Genomic DNA, 22730 nt, shown 5'->3' with positions numbered 1-22730 from the left:
CATTACCTCCTTTAGATTATAAGACTCAGTGTTATAAATTGCTATTACAGGACCTTCAATATTGCACGAACGAAAGCAGGCTCATCTTTCGGGGTACGCGAAGTAATGTAATTACGATCAACTACCACTTCTTCATCTTTAAACTCCGCACCAGCGTTCACAACATCATCTTTCAACGGAGGATAACAGGTGATGGTACGTCCTTTAAGCAAGTCTGCACTGATCAGAATTTGGGGTCCGTGGCAAATAGAAGCGATAGGCTTACCAGCATCATTTGCTTCTTTCACAAACTTCAAAATATCTGCATTTTGCCGTAAATTTTCTGGGGAAGAACCTCCAGGAATTACTATCGCGTCATAATTACCTGCTTGAACGTCAGCTATAGCTTTATCGGCTGCGTAGGAGACTTCCTTCTTTTTGCCTAGTAAGGTCTCACCCTTCTTTAAACCAATAATGTCAGCTTGATGTCCTGCCTTTATAACTTCATCGTAAGGGACCTTCATCTCAGAATCTTCAAAATCATTAGCTAGTAAAAATGCAACATTACTCATGTGATAAGTTCTCCTCTCTGCTTGTGCAAATGAATAGGTACTTATTGATCTTTCTTGTCGTCTATTACCCTTATCACAATGATTTCTAACCTCTAATCAGAAAATATCTCCGGTTAACCGCATCAAAAAGCCGCCTCCACCACCCATTTTAGGTACGCGGTAAGAGATTACGGCTTCTTCCTTTGATCACTTGAGATTCAATTTCATCTTCCGTCTTTTTGGCTAATGCATAGGCTTCTACAGGACTCCCTGTCGCTAGTGCCGGGATACTTCTCCATACCCATGCCTTCTGTGAATGTCTCATTGCTAAGCTCCTTGCATCGTGCGGGATAACTGTCTACCTTTAGTTTATCCAGCTCCAAGAGGCTCTATCCGCACAAGATTCTACTTACAACACAACAGAAACAAGCAGACTTCTACGCGCAGGATACTTGTACCCATCAGAAGAAGGAGGCTGACTGGAATTTCGGAATTTCCGTTTGAGCTGGTGATTGCTTTCAAACCCCCAATGGGTTCGCTTTTGCTGAGCGCAATATGTAGAATAGGCGTATCACAACAACAATAGCGAGGTGGAAAGGATTAACAGCATGGATAAAAGAGTGCTTGTCGTAGACGATGAATGCTCTATCGTGATAGCGATCGCCTATGCACTGCGGCGGGAAGGCTTTCAGGTCGAAACGGCCGCTGACGGCGAAGCCGCGCTTAAGCTGGTCGAATCGTTCCAGCCGCAAGTGTTCGTACTGGACGTTATGATGCCAGGGCTGTCTGGTTATGATGTGTGCCGTCGGCTGGAGAACCGGAGAGGGATTGGCATCCTATTGCTCACGGTCAAGAACGACATTGTAGACAAAGTACTAGGCCTAGAGCTGGGTGCAGATGATTATATGACCAAGCCGTTCGATATTCGAGAGCTCGTCGCCCGAGTTAGAGCGCTTCACCGTCGAGTCGAGAAAAGTGCGGAACACGCTCCCTCCGACAGTCCAATTATGATTGGTACGGTGACAGTGAACCCGTCACATCGTGACGTACAGGTGGCCGGTGAGAAGGTGGGGCTGACGCCCAAAGAATTCGAGCTGCTACACCTGCTCATCCTCCATTCGGAACGGGTATACACTCGTGAGGAACTACTAGATCTTGTCTGGGGGCTCGACTATGACGGGGGCACGCGCACGGTCGACATTCATATACAGCGAATCCGCAGTAAGCTGGGCGACGAAGGTCAACGTCTGCTCCAGACCGTATACGGAGTAGGTTACAAGGCCACCCGGGAGTCCGTATGAAGGTGAGCTTACGCTGGAAGTTCTCCCTGCTGCTCGCCGGCCTGCTGTTGTTCACGGTGAGCGTACTTAGTGTGCTAGTACTACGCAGTATCCGTCACAACCAACGCATTGGACTAGAACGTGAAATGGCGGAGATGACGAACCGCGCCGAATTGACGGTGAAGATGAGCTACTTGTCCGGGGAACAGGTCAGCTTGAAGGCATTCATGAAGTATCGTGGCATGGATCTCTCCAATCGATTGGGGCAATCCAACGGACTGCACGTTCTACTGTACGATGAGACCGGTGTCGAGATCGGGAATTCGCTGCCTCTCGTTCCTTCCCCCACTATGCCGGATGCGCTGCAGTATGCACTCCAGGGCAAGGTTGCTTATTCGGACGTCCAGGACGTGCTATATTATTTCACCCCCATCATGTTCGAGGAACAACTGATCGCTGTAGCCGAATTCCAGAGACCCGTGGGCGAACTGCACGCTTTTTACCGGCAGACAAGAACAATGTTCCTCCTATCCGGCTCAACCGTTCTGCTCGCCAGCTTCCTGCTCGGCTTCCTCTATGTCTACCGACAATCCAAAGCTATAACTCTGCTCAAGCAGACAGCGAATAACATCGAAGCAGGAGCATATATTGATCATGCACCGCTAGTCCGTAAGGATGAACTTGGCGAATTAAGCGAGGGTATTTATAGCATGAGCCGTGAGATCGAATCGAGTATGAAGAAGCTAGAAACGGAGAAAGCGAAGCTATCGCTTGTCGTAGACAAGCTGCAAGTATTGGAACAGCAACAGAAGCAATTCATTAACAATATTAGTCATGAACTTAAGACCCCTCTCACTTCTATCACTGCATATGCCGATCTACTGGAACTGTACCCAGATGATCCTTTACTGTTTCAGCAAGCGATGGAAAGCATTCGCAAGGAATCGTCTAGACTGCACAAGCTAGTGGAAAACGCGCTGCGCCTTGCCTCACTGGAGAAGTACGAATTCGAATATCAGGCTGAAGCCGTGTCACTTGATATCGTGCTGGACGAGCTCGTCTCTCTTATGAAAGGCAAGGCTGACAAATTCGGACTAACCTTTCAGCTTCAAACAGTACCTGCCACCATATGGGCGGAACGCGAGAGTTTAATACACATCTTCGTTAATTTACTGGACAACGCGATCAAATACAACCTCCCCGGTGGAAGCGTCAATATTCGTTTGTATACCGAACAGAATCACGCAAAGATAGAAATTATTGATACGGGAATTGGCATTCCTTTCGAATCCCAGGAGCGAATCTTTGAACCCTTCTACACCGCGAACAAGGCGCGTTCAAAAGAAACGAAAGGAAGCGGCTTGGGACTTGCTCTCGTTCAGCAATGGGTGGAGAAGCAAAGAGGAATCATACAATTGAAACGGTCAGACTCCACTGGGAGCGTGTTTGAAGTACAGTTTCCCCTCTATCATCATGATTCTGTATAAGTCCCAATTTCTCTCTTCTCCAAGTCTCGAACCGTTTACAACTTGGAAACAATTCGAAATACTGTGGAGACATCCTGTTGGTACACTCTTATCAGATTTATAACACAGCTTAGAAGGAGATACATCATTCATGAAGATGAAACAAGTTGGGATCGTATTACTAGCGGTTGGGATCGCAGGCTGCAGCAGCACAACACAGAATAACGGCGGTGGAGCAACTAATAGCCCACCAGTTACCGTCATCGACAAGAACAAGCCAGAGAAGAATGATTCGCAAACCGATAAACCAATCACCATGGATCAACTCGAGCGACTTGACGGCCTGTATGCCCAAGATTGGCTGAACGAGAACGAATTGTTAATTACCCAGACGAACCCGGACGCGAAGAAGATTGATTCCGACTCTGGTCCAATGAATCCTGCCCAGCTGTACATTTACAATTTGAAAACGAAGCAGGTCAAGGCGCTGAAACCGAGCGAAGACCGCGTGCATGAGAGTCCGATTGTCTCGCCGGACGGCCAATATGTCTTTTTCCATGAAAACACCTCGTTCATGATGGACGGTGGCCGCGGTGTCCTTGTGCATGTGCCAACTGGAACTAGCCGAATAATCACGGATAAGGATAAGGGCGGACAGGAATGGGGCCAGTGGACAGACTCCAGCCATCTGATCGTCGGCAACGGTAAAGGTGCTATTCTGGAGGTTGGGACAGTTAGTAAAGACGAGGTATTGCTTAGCAAAGATAAAAACGTCATGTTCGATTATGCAGCGAAGACCGGGAATACGCTCTTCTACGTCAACCCTAATCCTGATAACACACTGTCGGCCTACAATCTGGAGACGAAGAAAGAGACGATCGTGGACAAATCCGTCTGGAGAATGTCGCTGTCCCCTGACGGCAATCAGTTAGCCATGCTGAAGAGTACGGGGGATACGGAACGCACGCTGTTCCTCATGAACTCGAACGACACCTCGAAGCGGACTAAGCTCGCCGTGACGACTCAGATGTACGCCTTCGATTGGTCACCAGATAGCTCGTACTTGGCGTTCGCCGTGTATAACAAGGACAGGGACGGGATGAACGGTGTCTACGTTGCGAATGCGAAGACAGGCAAGATCGAGCAACTCGGCGATTTCCAGGATGTTGCAACCGTCGCCTGGAGCCCTTCCGGCAAGCAACTAATGGTCTCGACGAGCACATTTGTGGATAATAAGCCCAAACTCACGACTTATCGGCTAGTGTTGAAGTGATTAACAAGATTAATAAGTTGATTACACCAACGGAGAACGAATATTACAATAACAAAAAAGCGTCCAACATATTAGTCACGACTAATATGTTGGACGCTTTTTAAATTTGAATTTTTTTGATGTTAAGGTCTTGATAAATAGGAAGCAATCTTCGACATTTTTTTCATCAACTGCGGCTATCTAAAATGAGAGTAACCGGGCCCCAATTGGTCAGCGACACATCCATCATCGCTCCAAAAACCCCCGTCTCCACTTGAAGGCCTCCAGCTCTAAGCTCTTGGTTAAAGTAATCATAAAGTCGCTCGGCCTCCGCAGGAGCTGCTGCTCCCATGAAATTCGGCCGTCTCCCCTTACGACAATCCCCGTATAAAGTAAACTGGGATACTGAAAGAATCGCTCCCTCAGTCTCTGTGACACTGTAGTTCATTTTACCAGCATCATCTTCAAAAATTCGTAGTCCTGCTATTTTATCCGCCAAATATTTGGCATCCTTTTCTGTATCCTCATGCGTAACACCAACTAGCAGCATTAAGCCTTTGCCAATTTCTCCGGTCACTGCCTTATCCACGGTTACTTTGGCGTCCTTACAACGCTGTACTACAACTCTCATCGTACTACTCCGCTCCTTGCCCTATTGCATGATCCGGTTCACTGTATATACATCCTTGACTCGTTTCACTTTATCTACAACGGATTGCAGATGTTCCGTGTTACGAATGAGAATGGTCATATGAATCATTGCCATTTTATTCTTGTCAGAGCGCCCAGTGACCGCAGAAATGTTCGTTTTACTCTCGGAAACTGCCTGCAGCACTTCATTGAGCAGTCCATTACGATCATGACCTGTAATCTCAATATCCACACTGTAGTTTGCTTCCATCGTACCTTCCCATTCCACTTCAATCACCCTTGCTGCTTCTTCTCCGTCACCTTCACCCGGAATATTAGGACAATCCTGGCGATGTACAGATACACCCCGGCCCCGTGTAACATACCCTACAATGTCGTCACCCGGTACCGGATTACAACATCGTGCAAAACGGACAAGTAAATTTTCAATTCCCTTTACACTAATACCATTGGTCGGTTGATTACGTTTTTCGCCGGAAGACTTGATCTCCTTCATCTCTGAAGTAAGCTCTAAATGATTAGCAGCTTCTTCCTGCTCTTTGCGCAGCTTTTCCGTCAAACGGGAAGCAATCTGCGAAGCGGTAATTCCACCAAATCCAACAGCAGACAGCATATCCTCAACATCGTTAAAAGCAAATTTCTTCGCTGCTTCTAAAAGCTTATCATCAGAAATCCACTCAGAAACCTCGACATTCAGACGCTTCAGCTCACGTTCAATCGCTTCGCGACCTTTTTCGACATTTTCCTCACGTTTTTCTTTTTTGAACCATTGCTTAATTTTGCTTCGCGCATGTGAGGATTGAGCAATCTTGAGCCAGTCGCGGCTTGGTCCGTACGAATGCTTCGATGTCAGTATCTCTACAATATCGCCCGTCTTCAACTTGTGATCAAGCGGCACGATCCGCCCGTTCACCTTAGAACCAATCGTACGATTACCCACTTCCGTATGAATACGGAATGCGAAATCAAGTGGTACAGAACCCGCAGGAAGCTCAATAACCTCACCTTTAGGCGTAAACACGAACACAAGATCCGAGAAAAAGTCCATTTTGAGTGATTTTACGAACTCTTCGGCATCCTTGGCCTCATGCTGAAGCTCCAATATTTCGCGAAAAAAAGGCATCCGATTCTCAGGATTCACATTATTGCTGGTTCCTTCTTTGTATGCCCAGTGTGCTGCTATCCCGAATTCAGCCGTGCGATGCATTTCCCAAGTGCGAATTTGCACTTCGGTTGGCTCTCCCCCAGGACCTACCACTGTAGTATGCAAAGATTGATACATATTGGCTTTGGGCATAGCTATATAATCTTTAAATCGACCTGGCATTGGCTTCCAAAGGGTATGAATAATTCCGAGGGTTGCATAACAATCCTTGATATTATCCACAATGATACGGATAGCCAACAGGTCATAGATCTCATTAAACTGTTTGTTTTTCGTACTCATTTTGTTATAGACACTGTAGATATGCTTCGGACGACCTGAAAGATCACCTTCAATGCCCATTTCATCCAGCTTGGCACGAATACGGCCAATTACGCTGTCGATAAATTGCTCACGTTCAGCCCGCTTCTTATGCACTAGATTAGCAATGCGATAATACTGCTGCGGATTCAAGTAACGAAGCGCAATATCCTCCATCTCCCACTTAATCGCGGAAATCCCCAAACGATCAGCTACAGGACAGAAAATCTCCAGCGTTTCGTAAGAAATACGTCGCTGGCTCTCTTCAGATTGATACTTTAACGTACGCATATTATGCAGACGATCCGCTAGTTTGATAACGATGACCCGGATATCCTGCGCCATCGCAATAAACATCTTACGGTAATTCTCGTTCTGCTGCTCTTCCTTTGAGCGAAAACGGATGCGTTCCAGCTTAGTTAAGCCATCGACAAGCATCGCGCAGGTATCGCCAAATTTCGCGCGGATTTGTTCCAATGAGACCGTCGTATCTTCCACAACATCATGCAAAAGCGCCGCAACAATAGATATAACATCCATTTGCATATTGACGACAATATCTGCCACCGCCAGCGGATGCAGAATGTATGGCTCCCCCGACTTGCGGATCTGCCCGTGATGAGCCTGATCGGCAAATTCATAAGCTTCCCGGATGCGGAGAAGATCTTTATCTTTTATATAGGCGCCAGCCTTATCCATTAATCGCTCTATGCCCATTCTCGTCGTATCCGTTTCCTTTCTATAATAAAATGAACCCGCAATCATTCTGAAATCTGCAGGTTCCAATCATTTCGCAAGCAACTTACGCTCTTGTTCAAAGTTGTCTATAATTATGACGCTTACGAGGGATTACGTCAACACTTGCCATCTCATGGTATTCAAGAAGTAAAAGTTATGAAAATCGGACAAATTAATAACACTTGTGAAAATGTTGTTGTAAAAATGTCCAGTTCTATTTAATCTAGTAAAGGCGGATTTTCGCTGGACAACATCATATCCATTAAGAAAGAGGAGTGAACTCCATTGCAACGCGAAATTCAAGTTAATGAAAAACTTCCATGGGGCCCCGGTTTTCTATTAAGCCTACAGCATTTGTTCGCCATGTTTGGCAGTACAGTGCTAGTGCCTAACTTGTTCGGGGTTGACCCTGGCATGATTCTGCTGATGAACGGTATCGGCACACTGCTATACATTTGGATTTGCCGTGGTAAAATACCTGCCTACCTTGGCTCCAGCTTTGCATTTATCGCACCCGTATTATCAGTGCTTGCTGATCATAAAGATGATCATATGAAAGGGTACTCGCTTGCTTTGGGCGCTTTCATCATCACAGGTGTTATCTTTGTGCTCGTTGCTTTGATCATCCGTTATGCAGGAACAAAATGGATCGATGTTGTCTTCCCTCCAGCAGTAATGGGAGCTATCGTAGCAACGATCGGACTTGAACTTGTGCCTGTTGCCGCGCGAATGGCAGGACTTATTGCCCCTGATGGTGTTGCAGTTGCAGACTGGACTCCAGATGGAAAAGCAATCACACTTTCTATGGTGACACTGGGCGTAACCGTAATTGGAGCTGTACTCTTCCGCGGTTTCCCAAAAATCATTCACATCCTCATCGGTATCGTAACTGGTTATGGTTTAGCTTATATTATGAAAATGGTGGATACGGCTGCAATATCTAATGCGAATTTTTTAGCGCACCCTACCATTGTTACTCCATCCTTCGATTGGAATGTAATCCTGACTATCATCCCAGTATCGCTAGTAGTAATCGTTGAACATATTGGACACTTACTTGTAACCAGCAATATTGTTGGCAGAGATCTGGCTAAAGACCCTGGACTTGACCGCTCCCTGATGGGTAACGGGATATCTACAATTATCTCCGGTTTTATCGGTTCTACTCCAAATACAACCTACGGTGAGAATATCGGGGTTATGGCATTAACTAAAGTTTATTCTGTATATGTGATCGGTGGCGCAGCAGTGATTGCGATTCTGCTGTCGTTCTCCGGAACTTTCTCCTCCGTTATCGCTAACATCCCAACACCTGTAATGGGTGGTGTATCACTACTTTTGTTCGGTGTAATTGCAGCATCCGGTCTACGAATCTTCGTAGAGCAAAAAGTTGATTTTTCCAAAGCCACTAACATGATTATGGCTACGTTGGTGCTTGTTGTCGGAATTAGTGGTACAACCCTTACTATGGGTAGCGTAAAACTCAGTGGTATGGCTCTAGCTACGATTGTTGGTATCGTTCTTGCCCTATTCTTCAAACTCATTGAAGTTCTTGGACTGTCTAATGAAGGTGGAGAAAGCGATAAAGCTGCTCACTAATTTATTTATGAATTAATAACTCAAAAAGACTGCTCCAGATCCATTTTATGGATTGGGCAGTCTTTTTTTGTATCTCTTTTGACCAAAAAATGCAAAACAGCAACCCTCCGCTAGTAGTAACAGAGAATTGCTGTTGTTTGCACTTTTCCACATTATTCGATACATAAATTCCGATTTATTTCCCGGGAAAAGACAAGTTTATCGTATTAATCTTCGTAATCAACTAATGTCATAACTTCAATTCCAGAAAGCTTATTACGTCCAGCAAGCTCAACCAGTTCAATCAAAAATGCTGCGCCTACCACTTTACCACCAAGCTGCTCCACAAGGTTAACCGAAGTAGCTATAGTACCTCCTGTTGCTAACAAATCATCAGCGATCAATACATTTTGCCCAGGCTTAATGGCATCCGTGTGAACAGCAAGTGTGTCTTTACCATATTCAAGATCATATCCAACCTCGATAGTCTCATACGGCAGTTTACCACTCTTACGAATCGGCACAAAGCCTACGCCGAGTGCATAAGCAAGAGGTGCACCAACTACAAAACCACGTGCTTCCGGTCCAGCGATCACATCGATTTCTAAGTGGGATACAAGAGCTTTCAGGGCATCAATCGCCTGGCGATATGCATCACCGTCTTTTAACAAGGTGGTGATATCTTTAAAACTAATACCTTCTTTTGGGAAATCAGGAATCACGCGAATACTATCTTTAAAATCCAAATTTTTCATCTCCTAAAAGTTTTGTTAGCATATGCTACATTGTGTTCGGTTCGACAAAACTTACTTCGTAAGCGTCTGCTTTGTTTTGTTTAGTCTTTATGATACGCCTAAACGGCGGGATAACATCCAATCCTGCAGTTCAGACAAGCTGCCTTCCATGAAGTACTGCTCCATTTCCGCTATCTGCCCCAGTCTAACAAAATGTCTTGATGCTGTAAGGCTTTTCGCTGTAGGCTGCGTAATAAAGGTCACACTTCCTTGACTTCTTTCGATAAAATCCAGCTCCTCGAACACATCTAGCATATTACTAAGCATTCGAATACTTAATGAGGATTGTCGACTTAGCCGCAGCAGCACTTCATGTTCTGGCGTTGCAACAGCAGTGATTGAAGCCAGCAATTTATAGAGTATTTTAAAATGATCCCGTGTCGGAATGATAAGTCGTTCTCGGCCATCCTTTATAGAATGCAATAGCGCAATATTATCAGCATTAGGAAAAGCCTTCAGTAACGCGTCTAGTTGTTCAGGAGTCTCCGGCATATCCAGTAGACATAACAGTGAGACATGCCCTGATTCTTGAATCGAATCATCCTTATTAGCCGCGCTAATGCCAGCTTCTTTATCATATACCCAGAAGGACATTCCTATCAATTCAGTCTGTGAAGACATACGTCCACTCTGAAATACTGCTGCAGCACGATATGGGCCAGCACCACTATAGGGAAGTAGTAGCTCTCTAATATGTGCAGCCTGCAGTACAGCGTCAGCAGCACCACGAAGATCAAATAATTGAGCATCCTGAACTGATAAATCCTGTAGCATCAGCTGTGGTTTCCTCGAGCCATTCCATTCGTTGATCGAAAGTTCAGCCAGCACATTGATCGGGGTGCCCACAGGGAGCAGCTTAGCCAAATCCCCTTTACCAAAAGCCAAGGCTTCGATCGTACTCTTACCCTGTTGCAAGACGATCTTCAAGTGTTTTCCGTCTTGCCCCATGGTGCGTGTCTCTTTCACTGTAGCCCCGCGAATGATGAACTTTGGCAATGGATTCGACATCCCGAAAGGTGCAAGCCTTTCCAATTCAAGCGCGGTCTGTAGGGACAAAGTGGAAATCGACACTTCTGCATCAGCAGAAGTAACAGGAACGAAATGCTCCGGTGTTAACACAGTAGCAGCGTATTCATTTAATGCCGCAGCGAAGGCTTCTAAGCCGTCCCGATGCAGACTCATTCCCGCAGCTGCTGGATGACCACCGAAATGATCCATTAAGTTAGAACAAGAGGATAACGCCGCATATATATCAAGTCCAGGAATAGAGCGGGCAGAACCTTTGCACATGCCGGTCTCCGGATGAATATCCAGAATAATTACAGGTCGATAGTAACGCTCCAGCAGTTTGGAAGCCACTATACCTACCACACCCACATTCCAGCCTTGTTCAGCAAGGACTATGATGTCTGGTATTTCTCCACCCTGAGTCATCTGCTCCAGTTTTGCAGTGGCCTCCACTACAATTCTTTCTACGACCAATTGGCGTTCTTTATTAAGCAGATCAAGCTCCCCAGCCAGTTGCTCTGCCTCATCAGTATGCTCGGTTGTAAGCAACGCCACTGCCCGTCCAGCATGATCCAGACGACCACTCGCATTGATACGAGGCGCCATTCCAAAAGCGATATTAACCGCACTCACAGTACTCATGGTCACGCCGCTAACACCGAGTAAGGCACGAATACCTGGGAATCGAGAATTTCGCATACTCACCAAACCGTTTCGAACAATCTCACGATTCTCGCCCAGCAGCGGCATTAAATCGGCTACAGTACCGATAGCAGCTATCTCAGCCCATTCTTCGGGAGTTTCCTCCCCTAGCATAGCCTGGGCGAGCTTATAAGCTACACCTACACCTGCCAATCCTTTGAACGGGTAGGGGCAGTCGGGCAGCTTCGGATTAATCAACGTATAAGCCTCTGGGAGAAGCTCTGGTGGCTCATGGTGATCCGTAACAATCACATCAATCCCGAGTTCATTCGCGTAAGCAATCTGATGATAGGCGCTAATGCCAGTATCTACAGTAATGATCAAGGATACACCCTGCTGTAAAGCCCAATCCAAAGCATGATTATGCAGCCCATAGCCCTCATTAGAACGGTGCGGGATATAAATATCAAAGGAAGCGCCTAAGTAACGCAGCAAATGAATCATTAATGCTGTGCTGGACACACCATCAGCGTCGTAATCGCCGTAAATCAGAATATGTTCTTCTTCTTTTAAAGCCTTTCTAATTCTGGGAACCGCTTCGGCCATTCCTTTTAGAAGGAACGGATCATGCGGAGCTTCCACACCGCCATCCATGAACGATAGAGCCTCATGTGGCGTATCAATTCCTCTAGTCACTAAGAGTGAGGATAAGAGCGGAGAAATAGAAAGGCTCCGGGCCATATCCCTTACGACGTCGGGATCGGCTGCCGGAGATTGCCATCTTGTTTTTGAATAAAGCAATAGCGCTCACCTTTCTCTCACCTTGCGAACTACTGAAGCAGCGTCGGAATATCATTATCCACCAATTCATAATTACTTTTGTATGGATAACCGGGATCATAAGGAACTACGTCCATATGTACCTCACCAACATGAACAAACCTGTGCTGCAGCAGCTTTCTTGCACATTCTGAAATATCCTGTGCTTCCATCACCGTAATACGCGGATTTACACTGATCTTCACTTGCAGATTCACATAATTCCCTTGCTCAAGTGCCTTCAAATGTTCTACACGAATAACACCATGAACTCGTTGTACGGTTTCAATAAAATTAGCTGCCTCCTCAGAAGGTAGCTCCTGCGCATTCTTAACACTAACAGTATTAACAATGAGCAAATAACCTTTACGTAGAATTAAGCATCCTGTTAAAAGTGCAGCAATAGGGTCCATATAGAGTAGAGGATGCCAATAGGTACCCCCCATTGATAACGATATCCCAACTAATACTGTGATAGAAGTATACAAACTGAAACGATGACTATTGGCATAAGCAGCATGACTGCCATCACCTATTTTTTTAAAGTACCGATATTGATATTGAAATACAGCTTCTTTCAGTACAATAGATAGTAAGACAGTTACAAGTGCAAGTTCTCCGCGAGTGGATGACTGTCCCTCGGTTAAGTCACGGATTGCAGAGAAGGCGATTTGCAGCCCCCCCATAAGAATTAATACCGAAAAAAGTATAGCTAAAAGCGGCTCCTTATTCCCTCGTCGCTCTTCTATCCGCTGCTTGCTCTTTCTGCTTTGTTCAGAGCGCCATGGGAGAATATCCGCCAATTTCGCTGCAGCATCTGCTCCAGAATATAATGCATCGCCCATTAAAGCCTTGCTACCTGAAATATAGCCAAAACTCCCCTTAGCTACTGCCAAAGTAACATCGCTGATGATCCCTGTCCAAGCAACCGTCTTGCTTTGCGGTGATCGTTCTTTATTCATACGAGGCCCCCCTTACCACTAGCAAGTAATCTCATGATGATACAATACACATGACATACTACCCCAAAGATTTCGAAAGCCGCGTCGCATTTGACGCGGCTTTCTTAAATTATAAAGTTGATGTTTTTTTCATTCAAGTGTAGCCATGTTATTTCTCTTGAGACATTAACCTTTAGCTGGGCTGCTCTTTACATTTGTCTTCTCACGCTTCTTAAGCAGCAGCCAGATCGGACTTGCAATAAAAATAGAGGAGTATGCTCCGAATAGCAATCCGATAACCATCGCAAGCGAGAACATCTTAATGGACTCGCCTCCAAGAATTAACAGGAAGAACGCCGCAATAAATACGGTAAATGCTGTGTAGAGAGAGCGCATCAGAGTCTGAGCCACACTCTTATTTACAAGCTCTTTCAAATCCTCGTAAGTTTTCTGTTTACCAAAACGTAAATTCTCACGAATACGGTCAAAGATAACGATCGTATCATTAATGGAATAACCGATAATCGTAAGCACCGCTATAATAAACGTCAAATCCACTTCCAAGCGGAAGATGGAGAAGATTGCAACGACCATAAAGGCATCATGGATCAGTGAAACAATCGCCGCCAATGCAAACCGCCATTCAAAACGAATACTTACATAAATGATAATCCCTAGACAAGAAATGAGAACCGCATAAATCGCATTACGTGCAAGTTCTTTAGACATTTCAGTATCCACGGTGTTAATCTCAAACGAAGCTTTATCGTCCAGCTTCAAGATCTCTGATTTAAGAGCTTCATCCTGTTGCTCATCGAGCACTTGATCATAACGAACGTTGACCCGTTCACTACCTAATGTAATGCTTGGCTCACTTGAAATCCCAGTTTTCTCAACTGCTGAATTAACCTCTTCCAATGTCAAATTCTTAGACAGAGAGATATCAACATTAGATCCCGCTTTGAAATCAACGCTGTAATTCAATCCAAAGGTTGCTAGGAAAATCAAACCTGCCACTGTAAGGGCAATGGAAAAAACATAGAAAAATTTACTCAAATGTACGAAATCAAGCTCTTTCTTAAAGCGCACGAATATCACTCTCCTTAACACCGAAACTCTTCGGTTTGTTCAGCTTACCGGCTTTAACAAGCTGGCTAAGCAACCAGTGGGAGAAATATAGGTTCGTGGCGATACTCAGAACGATTTCCACGATCAGCACCAATGCGAAGCCTTTGACTGCACCTGTACCGAAGGCGAACATGACACCTGCCACAATAACAGTTGTGACATTGGAGTCCATTACTGTCCGGAAAGAGGATTTATTACCTGCTTTAACAGAGGAAAGTACACTCTTACCACTGCGCATTTCTTCCCTTATCCGTTCATTTGTAATGATATTGGCATCGACGGCCATTCCTATACCCAGAATAAATGCGGCAATACCAGGCAACGTCAATGTGAAGTCTGCAAAAACAAAGACTACAATTAGCAGCCATGTGTGCAAGATCAGTGCAAAACTAGCCAAGAGACCTGGCAAGCGATACATACCGATCATGAAGATAAGAATAATCAAAGAACCCAAAAGGCCGGCTTTGATCGTTTGATCAAGCGATTGTTTACCGAGTGTTGCCCCCACACTTTGGGAGTATTTCTCAGTAAGCTTCAGTGGCAACGCACCAAGATTAATAGTGTCAGCCAGTTCACGTGCTTCTTTAATTGTATACTGACCGGAGATAGACGCACTACCGTCGGTAAGTACTGCTTGTACCGTAGGATCAGACAGTTTGTTCTCATCCAAGTAAATTGCGAGATTCTTTCCTAAGAGCCGCTTCGTAATCTCTGCGAATTTATCCTTGTCCTTGATCTTGATGCTGATGATTGGCTGATTCAGGTTATCCCGTCCAACCTCTGCCGCACCTTCAACAAAATCACTACCTACCAGTTCAATTTTGCTGTAAGTACCTTCAGCGTCACCTTCAGCAGCACTACGGAAAGTCAGAACTGCAGGCTCCTTCATCTTCTTGCGAACCTCAGCTTCATCAGTAACGCCCGCAATTTTCAAACGAATACGGTCAGTACCTTCAGTTGTAACCTCTGGTTCACTGGTTCCGAGCGCATTGGCCCGTTTTTCCAAACTTTCTGCTGTTTTCAACAGTGAAGCTCGGGACAACGCTGCTCCCGCTTCCATAGGCTCAGCATGGTACAAAATCTCAAATCCGCCTTTCAGGTCAAGACCAAGTCTAACCTTGTCCAGCAGTCCAGGAGTAGTAAATGCCATGACGCCTGTCAAAACGAGCACGGTAATAATAAAGCCCATTAGTCTCTTCATGCTCTAGCTAGTTCCCCTTTCATTCACTCAATATTCCTATTATAGCTACACGTGAAATGACCGTCAATTCACAGCATAGTCATAGCTATACTCACACAAAGAAACGGCCGCCCCTGCTCATATCAGCAAGACATCCGTTTATATTAGGAGATGTGAAGTTATTATTCTCTTACTTTACTGCTTTATAAGGCTTTTTCGCAAAAAAAGGAGCGAGATGCTTATTGTTCAGTTCAACCCCCGATAAGCTGCAAGAGTCAAATAAGTCATGTAACTATTGGCTTTTAAGGAATAAATATCATTTACCAGCTTATGTAAGGGAGGCATTCCGTCCTTATCATAATTACGACTGATACAATCCCAAATGTCCTTGCTGGTTACATACTCATAGCCGAGGAGCCGGAATTCTTCAGCTTTGCTGCGGCACATGGCTTCGATTTCTTCACTATGTTGATCATGATTCCACTGTTCCGATTCCACGTGATGACACCTCCAAAGATCGCTCGTGTTCGTATGCTTACCATAGGTATTCGACCCAAGTTCTCTGCTTTCCTCCTTCCGTCACAAAAAGTTACAACTACTAAAACAAGGCATGCCGGGATAGGGGTATAGCATATCCATAAGAATAGACAAGTTGGCCAGCGTTTCATTTCATTGGGGAAGAAGGCGTGACCTTTGAGGAAACAGAGCTTTATACAAGGAACTTTAATCTTGCTTGCCGCCGGCATCATTAATCGAATGCTTGGATTTATACCCCGAATTGCTTTGCCACGCATCATTGGAGCAGAAGGTGTGGGTCTATATCAGCTCGCGTACCCATTCTTTATCGTGCTGGCTACTGTTATTACAGGCGGACTTCCCCTAGCAATTGCAAAGATGGTAGCGGAAGCAGAGGGAGAGAACCGCCCTGAGAAATCGCGGCAAATTTTACGGACTGGCCTTACTCTTAGTGTCGGACTAGGAATCTTCTTTACCATTGTTGCGCTGGTCAGTGCTTCATGGGTCTCCAATGTGATCTTAACAGACCACAGAGTTTATTATACTTTTATTTCCATGATCCCAATGATTGCAATTGTTGCTGTATCTGCAATATACCGTGGTTATTTTCAAGGTAGGCAGAACATGATTCCTTCCGCACTTTCTTCAGTTTTTGAGTCTATCGTGCGAATATTTTTTATGCTGTGGTTCTCTTGGCTGCTGTTACCTAAAGGTATCGCTTTTGCAGCTGCAGGAGCGATGCTAGGCGTAACGGTGGGAGAGATTGGCGGAATGTTAGCCATTCTGTGGCAATATTATGTCATCACCAAAAAGGATAAAAAAACAACCCCCAACTCAGAACAGCAAACGCTTGAGAAGGAAGTTATACCTCCTGATCCAGATGCCGTACAATCAACTTCCCCCATACTACGGCGTTTACTAGGTGTATCAATTCCTGTTACGGCAAGCCGGCTTGTCGGTTCTTTTTCCTATCTACTGGAATCTATAATTACCGTACGCAGTCTTGCACTAGCCGGAATCGCAACAGCCGCCGCGACTGCTCAATATGGGTCTTTACAGGGAATGGTTATCCCCTTACTGTTGCTTCCCGGTGCGTTAACTTCCTCTCTCGCAGTGTCTTTGGTTCCCTCCTTATCCGAGGCTGCCGCGAGAAAGGACTTGCCTACCATTCACAAACGAATGCACCAAGCTCTTCGACTCGCTCTTGTAACAGGGGCTCCCTTTGCTGTTCTTATGTATGTACTGGCAGTCCCACTATGCAACTTGTTATACGGAAATCCGGACACCGCTCCTATGCTAAAACTGATGGCCCCTTTCGCTTTGTTCATCTATGTTCAAGCACCCTTACAAGCTGCACTTCAAGCTATGGACAGACCGGGAAGGGCACTCATCAATACGCTTATTGGGGCAGTAGTCAAAATCATTCTGATTGTTATATTAGCTTCACAGCCAGAATACGGAATCTACGGCGCAATCATCGCCATTATTGTGAACAGCGTTCTTGTTACTCTACTGCACGGGTACAGCGTAGTTAGTCTAATTTCATTATCCTTACGAATAACCGATACCATTAAGACCTTATGTGCAATGATTATTATGGGAGCAGGCGTGCGTTATGTATACATCTCCATTCCCATTGCAGAAGCACAATGGATTCAATTTTTATTTGCCTCTGCGATAGGAATGGCCCTGTATTTCGGTCTCAGTCTATTAGCTGGCCTTATTTCCCTTCGTGATTTGGATCGACTGCCTTTCATTAAGCGTTGGCTATAGAATAATTATCGATTATCCAAACGGTCAACATAAACTCGGCCTTTATGGTCTATGGAGCAAAGAAATACATCCCGAAAATCGGATACTCCCTTTTGGCGGATCTGTGTTCTTAGCCAGAACCTTGTTTTTCCTATCATCTCTAAATTATGATCCTGGACCTTTCCATCCATAATCAGTGGAATAGGAAGCCCTTCATATCTGATTTTGTTCTTTGGCAGTTTAACTTTCTGACTGCTTACATCTGCGTCCTCATCGGTCTTATTGTTCTCAGCAACTGAACTGCTGTTGCCTGTTTGATTGGAAGATGAAAGTCCTTTGTCTTTCTCAAAAACGGTAAGCTGACCACTGGGCTCCAGAATCGCAAATTCCACATCAGCAGGACTAGCGATGTTCTGACCACGCAATTGCTGCAGCAGATCATCAATATTGTACCTTTGTTTACGCATCTCTCCCCGGTGCAGCTTGCCTCCAGAAATAAGTATGCTCGGTTTACCGTCCATTAACAGCCGAATCTTTCTACTCTTCAGACTGAGCTGAGCAACCACAACTTGAATGATAACCAATGTGGCCATCGGAACCAGACCTTCGTAAATCGGGCGCTTAATATCCTCGATCACAAAAACAGCAATCTCAGCAATCATAATTGAGATCGTTAGATCAAATACAGATAACTTACCGATTTCCCTCTTCCCCATGATACGCATGCACAGGAATATGAAGAAATACATCAGCACGGTCAAGAAAATATGGGTAGTGATATGCTGGGACATATAGCTTCGCTCCCCTCCACTCTCACCCGCAGACTTGTTTTCTCGGGCGGATTAATGTAACCCTATTCTGACCGCTCAGCACAGGGAACATTCGGAAGCTCACATATTAATTAATGGTAAAAAGGCTACAATGCCCATTCTTGTACTATTGGGGCAAGCCTCCCCATACAATGAATAATAACTTAGGTAGATTATTTTTCAAAAAAAACTTTAGGAGGTTGTACCATGTATTTAATCCGGCGCCTGTTCTCATGGAGAATAGCCAATCCTGTATTGTCTGGCCTATGTCGATCATTCCTTTGGATGCTGCTTGGCGCGTTTGTCCTCTCTCTTTTATTATGGGGCAGCGGTCTGAAGGAGCAGGATCTCTCAATGTACACTTATATAGTGCACGGCATAGCCGCAGCATTCGGAGGACTAACCGCCGGTCGCAGAGCCACGAACAAAGGCTGGTATCAAGGAAGTCTTACAGGAATCTTTTACGGAATTATCGTTCTGTTAATTGGATTTCTGGCACTTGATAGCTCACCCTCTGGTGTTGACCTTCTTTGGGTTCTAGCTGCGGCAGCAATTGGTGCACTTGGTGGAATGTTTGGGGTTAATTTACAGAAAAGCTAAAATTATTATTTCATAAAATTCGAAACATTCCTTGGAAATATGTTAAACTGTGATCATCTGACTTCATAAAGAGAATCAAGGAGGCTTCGAATGCTTTGTTTTACCAATCAATGAATCATATTGTTTTGTACACAGTTGCATTAGTAGTGATATTAGTATGGATTGGCGCTCGTCGAAATCCAATCATGGCATTAGTTGAAATCGGAAAAGAGATGCTGCGATCCTACAAGTTTTTGCTACTGATGGTAGGCATGTTTGGTGTACTGGTCTTGAATAAATACGAACTACAAATTGAAGAAAAAATGCATCTTACCTCAGACTATACATCATTTGTATTTGGACTAGAGGGGCATTTTGTCCAAGCTGTTCAGGATATATTCTATAGTCCATGGCTAACGCCTATCATAGTTTTCTTCTACATTTTCATGCTTCAATCTGTACTAGCAGCTTCTCTAGGTGTCTATCTGTTAGATAAGAACCGTGTGATGCTGTACGCTACCTGCTATGCTATTATCATTAACTATGCTGTAGCCATTCCATTCTACCTATACTTCCCTGTAAATGAGGTATGGTCCTATGTACCTGCAGGCGTTAGATTTACTATGTTGGATGTATTTCCGAAGTTTGAGCAAGAGTACCGCCCTCTATCCGGTCTCAACAACTGCTTCCCGAGTCTACATACGTCCATTTCCGTTACGATGGCATTACTGGCATTTCGTTCAGGAAACCGCCGGTGGATGGCCATTACGAGTATTTCCGCAGTCTTAATCGTCTTTGGTATATTCTATCTGGGCATTCATTGGCTTACAGATATGATAGGCGGCACTCTGCTAGCAGTTCTAGCTTCAACAGTTGGTGTACAGCTTGCCAAATTAACCTTACGGGGACGTGAAGAATCGCTCACCGTTCGCAGCCGAATAACGGATATGCGTTAAACCCATAGATCACGATGAAAGATGAACGTCAAAAAAGCGGTGTCATTCTCTTAATGAGAAGACACCGCTTTTTATGTACTTTTAAATAACGAAACTATACTTTCTCCTCCACGTCTGTGGCAACGGAGTGACTAATGGAACCGCGATCAAAGGTCAGTTTAGTTACATCATTGACCCGTAGAACCACGATATCATCGGAAATCTCCATGATCGTACCGTGAAGACCACCAATAGTAACGATTTTATCGCCCTTTTTCAGAGACTTCAACATTGCATTACGTGTTTTGGTCTTCTTCTGTTGCGGACGAATCAGCAAGAAGTAGAATACTACAAACATAAGTACGAATGGACCTACAAGACCCAGTATACTACCTCCGCCTGTTGCTGCTGCATATTGAAACATATTTCTCCCCCCTTTCAAAGCACATTAAAACATGGACCTCAACGAAGCTTTAGAAGCCTTTAAGATTATCATATAATCCGTATTTAGCAAAAAACTCATCGCGAAAATCAAGCAGCCGATCTTCCTTGATGGCTTCGCGCACTTTACGCATCAAATCCAACAGGAAGTGCAAGTTATGGTATGTCGTCAATCTAAGTCCGAAGGTTTCATCGGCTTTGATTAGATGGCGCAAATAAGCGCGGGAATAATTCCGGCATGTATAGCAGTTGCACTCCGGATCAAGCGGCCCAAAATCGCGGGCATACTTTGCGTTGCGTACAACGAGTCTTCCCTGACTGGTCATCGTTGTTCCATTACGAGCAATACGGGTAGGCAGAACACAGTCGAACATGTCCACTCCCCGGATTGAACCTTCCAACAGCGCATCCGGTGAACCAACGCCCATCAAATAGCGAGGTTTGCCTTGTGGCAGCAGGGGAACTGTATAATCCAGCACTTCATACATTAGCTGCTTGGACTCTCCGACGCTGAGCCCTCCAATAGCATACCCCGGGAAATCCATGGAAGTCAAATCTGCCGCGCTCTGACGGCGAAGATCCTCATACATACCTCCTTGAACGATAGCGAACAGCCCTTGATCATTCGGGCGAGCATGACTTTTCAGGCAACGCTCTGCCCAGCGTGTTGTACGCTCCAATGATTTTTTCACGTAGTCATATTCCGCTGGGAATGGAGGACATTCATCGAATGCCATCATGATATCAGAACCAAGTGCGTTCTGAACTTCCATAGCTACTTCAGGAGACAAGAACTTCTTATCCCCATTTAGATGGGAACGGAAATGAACGCCTTCTTCGGTAATCTTGCGCATGTCACTAAGCGAGAACACTTGAAATCCGCCGCTATCCGTTAGAATGGGACGGTCCCAGTTCATGAACTTGTGCAGTCCGCCTGCTTCACGAACAATATCATGGCCCGGTCTCAGGAACAAATGGTACGTATTGCTCAAAATAATATGAGCATCCATCTCTTTCAGTTCTTCAGGACTCATCGTCTTGACTGTAGCTTGTGTGCCGACTGGCATAAATGCAGGTGTCTCAATCACACCATGTGGAGTGTGGACTCTTCCAAGTCTTGCTCCGGATTGTTTGCACGTTTTGATGTGCTCATAAGTAATTGCTGCCATAAGTTAACCCATCCTCTTACCTTAGTAAATAAACATTGCATCCCCAAAGCTAAAAAACCGGTACTTCTGCTCTATCGCTTCTTCATAAGCAGCTAGAATATGTTCTCGACCTGCCAAAGCACTAACCAACATCACCAAAGTAGACTTCGGTAAATGAAAATTAGTAATTAACGCATTAACTACACTAAATTTATAGCCTGGATAGATGAAAATATCCGTCCAGCCACTACATTCCACTAGTGGACCGCCTTCGCATTGTCTTCCGACTGTTTCAAGTGTCCGACACGAAGTTGTCCCTACGGCTATAATGCGACCACCTTGTTCCTTGGTAGCATTTATAGTGTCTGCTGTTTCTTGAGACATTACAAAATACTCTGAATGCATAACATGCTCTTCAACCTTCTCAACAGACATCGGACGGAACGTTCCGAGACCTACATGAAGTGTAATATAAGCAATATTTACACCCTTGGCTTCAATCTGATCCAACAGTTCTTTGGTAAAATGAAGCCCTGCTGTAGGAGCAGCAGCTGATCCCTCATGCTTAGCATAAACGGTCTGATATCGTTCCCGATCATCGAGTGTTTCCTTAATATAAGGAGGCAGTGGCATTGTTCCCAGCCTGTCCAGAATCTCCTGAAAAATACCCTGATAAATGAACCGAAGCGTTCGTCCACCCATATCAGCCTCGTCCTCAATTACAGCACGAAGCTCATCACTAAAGATGATAACCGCTCCTGTCTTGAGCTTTTTACCTGGCTTTACAAGAGCTTCCCATCGATCGTCTCCCAGATTCTTAAGGAGAAGCACTTCAGCTTTAGCCCCCGTATCTTCTTTAGCCCCAAACAATCTGGCAGGAATGACTCTCGTATCATTCAGAACAAGCGTATCTCCCGGTTGAAAATAATTAATAATATCGGTAAAATGCCGGTGAGCCAGCTCCCCATCCTCCTTATTTACTAAGAGCAGTCTAGAAGAGCTACGGTCAGAGAGTGGTGTCTGGGCAATTAATTCTTCCGGTAAATGAAAATCATATGCGTCTACATTCATGGTCTGT

21 protein-coding genes and 1 pseudogene are annotated in these 22730 nt (G+C 45.0%); 7 read left to right on the top strand and 15 right to left on the bottom strand.

The genetic code is table 11. The features are described from left to right. Nucleotides 1–44: 44 nt before the first annotated feature. The 3 genes and pseudogenes from ACWNM1_RS21540 to ACWNM1_RS21530 form a co-directional block, all read right to left on the bottom strand. Nucleotides 45–551 (bottom strand): type 1 glutamine amidotransferase domain-containing protein, encoded by a 507-nt coding sequence (locus tag ACWNM1_RS21540; RefSeq protein WP_449602594.1) that lies wholly within the window; start codon nt 549–551, stop codon nt 45–47. Between the two features lie 148 nt (nt 552–699). Beyond that, nucleotides 700–855, bottom strand: a complete 156-nt coding sequence (locus ACWNM1_RS21535; RefSeq protein ID WP_179085778.1) for a hypothetical protein — start codon at nt 853–855, stop codon at nt 700–702. Nucleotides 856–939: 84 nt separating this feature from the next. After that, nucleotides 940–1038, bottom strand: a pseudogene (locus ACWNM1_RS21530) (hypothetical protein); the annotation flags it as partial. 100 nt (nt 1039–1138) lie between these two features. Between ACWNM1_RS21530 and ACWNM1_RS21525 the strand changes: the two are divergent. The 3 genes from ACWNM1_RS21525 (at nt 1139) to ACWNM1_RS21515 (ending at nt 4549) form a co-directional block, all read left to right on the top strand. Further along, nucleotides 1139–1831, top strand: coding sequence for a response regulator transcription factor (locus ACWNM1_RS21525; RefSeq protein WP_449602593.1), 693 nt, complete (start codon nt 1139–1141; stop codon nt 1829–1831). Then, complete coding sequence (locus tag ACWNM1_RS21520) at nt 1828–3297, top strand: sensor histidine kinase (RefSeq protein ID WP_449602592.1); 1470 nt, start codon at nt 1828–1830, stop codon at nt 3295–3297. Before ACWNM1_RS21525 ends, ACWNM1_RS21520 begins: the two co-directional genes overlap by 4 nt. 130 nt (nt 3298–3427) lie before the next feature. Next, nucleotides 3428–4549 (top strand): hypothetical protein, encoded by a 1122-nt coding sequence (locus ACWNM1_RS21515; protein ID WP_449602591.1) that lies wholly within the window; start codon nt 3428–3430, stop codon nt 4547–4549. Nucleotides 4550–4715: 166 nt separating this feature from the next. Here ACWNM1_RS21515 and dtd read toward each other — a convergent pair whose 3' ends face one another. Further along, nucleotides 4716–5159, bottom strand: coding sequence for a D-aminoacyl-tRNA deacylase (gene dtd / locus ACWNM1_RS21510; RefSeq protein WP_076284841.1), 444 nt, complete (start codon nt 5157–5159; stop codon nt 4716–4718). Between the two features lie 21 nt (nt 5160–5180). Continuing rightward, nucleotides 5181–7361 (bottom strand): RelA/SpoT family protein, encoded by a 2181-nt coding sequence (locus tag ACWNM1_RS21505; RefSeq protein ID WP_449602590.1) that lies wholly within the window; start codon nt 7359–7361, stop codon nt 5181–5183. Nucleotides 7362–7667: 306 nt separating this feature from the next. On the opposite strand from ACWNM1_RS21505, the gene uraA reads away from it, so the two are divergent. Further along, a complete protein-coding gene (gene uraA, locus ACWNM1_RS21500) occupies nt 7668–8981 on the top strand; it encodes a uracil permease (protein ID WP_449602589.1) in 1314 nt (437 codons plus the stop codon). Between the two features lie 206 nt (nt 8982–9187). Here the strand turns inward: uraA and ACWNM1_RS21495 are convergent, their stop codons facing one another. The 6 genes from ACWNM1_RS21495 to ACWNM1_RS21470 form a co-directional block, all read right to left on the bottom strand. After that, nucleotides 9188–9706, bottom strand: a complete 519-nt coding sequence (locus tag ACWNM1_RS21495) for an adenine phosphoribosyltransferase (protein WP_449602588.1) — start codon at nt 9704–9706, stop codon at nt 9188–9190. A 96-nt stretch (nt 9707–9802) separates the two neighbouring features. Continuing rightward, the gene (gene recJ, locus ACWNM1_RS21490; RefSeq protein WP_449602587.1) at nt 9803–12205 is read right to left on the bottom strand and encodes a single-stranded-DNA-specific exonuclease RecJ; all 2403 of its coding nucleotides are present in this window, start codon (nt 12203–12205) and stop codon (nt 9803–9805) included. A gap of 29 nt (nt 12206–12234) precedes the next feature. After that, a complete protein-coding gene (locus tag ACWNM1_RS21485) occupies nt 12235–13185 on the bottom strand; it encodes a cation diffusion facilitator family transporter (RefSeq protein WP_042191108.1) in 951 nt (316 codons plus the stop codon). A 165-nt stretch (nt 13186–13350) separates the two neighbouring features. After that, nucleotides 13351–14253, bottom strand: coding sequence for a protein translocase subunit SecF (gene secF / locus ACWNM1_RS21480; protein ID WP_449602586.1), 903 nt, complete (start codon nt 14251–14253; stop codon nt 13351–13353). Continuing rightward, on the bottom strand, nt 14243–15493 hold the full coding sequence (gene secD, locus ACWNM1_RS21475) for a protein translocase subunit SecD (protein ID WP_060621905.1): 1251 nt from the start codon (nt 15491–15493) through the stop codon (nt 14243–14245). The genes secF and secD overlap by 11 nt, the downstream gene beginning before the upstream one ends. Nucleotides 15494–15718: 225 nt before the next feature. Beyond that, nucleotides 15719–15970, bottom strand: a complete 252-nt coding sequence (locus ACWNM1_RS21470; protein WP_042191115.1) for a post-transcriptional regulator — start codon at nt 15968–15970, stop codon at nt 15719–15721. 195 nt (nt 15971–16165) lie between these two features. On the opposite strand from ACWNM1_RS21470, the gene spoVB reads away from it, so the two are divergent. Then, a complete protein-coding gene (gene spoVB, locus ACWNM1_RS21465) occupies nt 16166–17761 on the top strand; it encodes a stage V sporulation protein B (protein WP_449602585.1) in 1596 nt (531 codons plus the stop codon). Between the two features lie 5 nt (nt 17762–17766). Here the strand turns inward: spoVB and ACWNM1_RS21460 are convergent, their stop codons facing one another. Next, nucleotides 17767–18531 carry a YetF domain-containing protein gene (locus ACWNM1_RS21460; protein WP_449602584.1) on the bottom strand — a complete coding sequence of 255 codons (765 nt, stop codon included), beginning with the start codon at nt 18529–18531 and terminating at the stop codon, nt 17767–17769. Nucleotides 18532–18756: 225 nt separating this feature from the next. Here ACWNM1_RS21460 and ACWNM1_RS21455 point away from each other — a divergent pair, with 225 nt between their 5' ends. Together ACWNM1_RS21455 and ACWNM1_RS21450 are read left to right on the top strand one after the other, a co-directional pair. After that, entirely contained in the window at nt 18757–19149 is a 393-nt protein-coding gene (locus ACWNM1_RS21455; protein ID WP_042191121.1) for a TIGR04086 family membrane protein, read from the top strand. 95 nt (nt 19150–19244) lie between these two features. Next, nucleotides 19245–20084 carry a phosphatase PAP2 family protein gene (locus ACWNM1_RS21450; RefSeq protein ID WP_449602583.1) on the top strand — a complete coding sequence of 280 codons (840 nt, stop codon included), beginning with the start codon at nt 19245–19247 and terminating at the stop codon, nt 20082–20084. 94 nt (nt 20085–20178) lie between these two features. Here ACWNM1_RS21450 and yajC read toward each other — a convergent pair whose 3' ends face one another. Genes yajC through queA form a run of 3 tightly spaced genes read right to left on the bottom strand, consistent with a single transcriptional unit; the run spans nt 20179 to nt 22723 of the window. Next, nucleotides 20179–20487, bottom strand: coding sequence for a preprotein translocase subunit YajC (gene yajC, locus ACWNM1_RS21445; RefSeq protein ID WP_042191123.1), 309 nt, complete (start codon nt 20485–20487; stop codon nt 20179–20181). Between the two features lie 49 nt (nt 20488–20536). Then, a complete protein-coding gene (gene tgt, locus ACWNM1_RS21440; protein WP_042130504.1) occupies nt 20537–21673 on the bottom strand; it encodes a tRNA guanosine(34) transglycosylase Tgt in 1137 nt (378 codons plus the stop codon). Nucleotides 21674–21694: 21 nt separating this feature from the next. Then, nucleotides 21695–22723: a tRNA preQ1(34) S-adenosylmethionine ribosyltransferase-isomerase QueA gene (gene queA / locus ACWNM1_RS21435; RefSeq protein ID WP_042191125.1), complete on the bottom strand. Its 1029-nt coding sequence runs from the start codon at nt 22721–22723 to the stop codon at nt 21695–21697. Nucleotides 22724–22730 lie beyond the last annotated feature (7 nt).

This window comes from Paenibacillus sp. Marseille-Q9583, from assembly GCF_976954365.1.
This window is presented reverse-complemented; position numbering and strand designations above follow the sequence as displayed.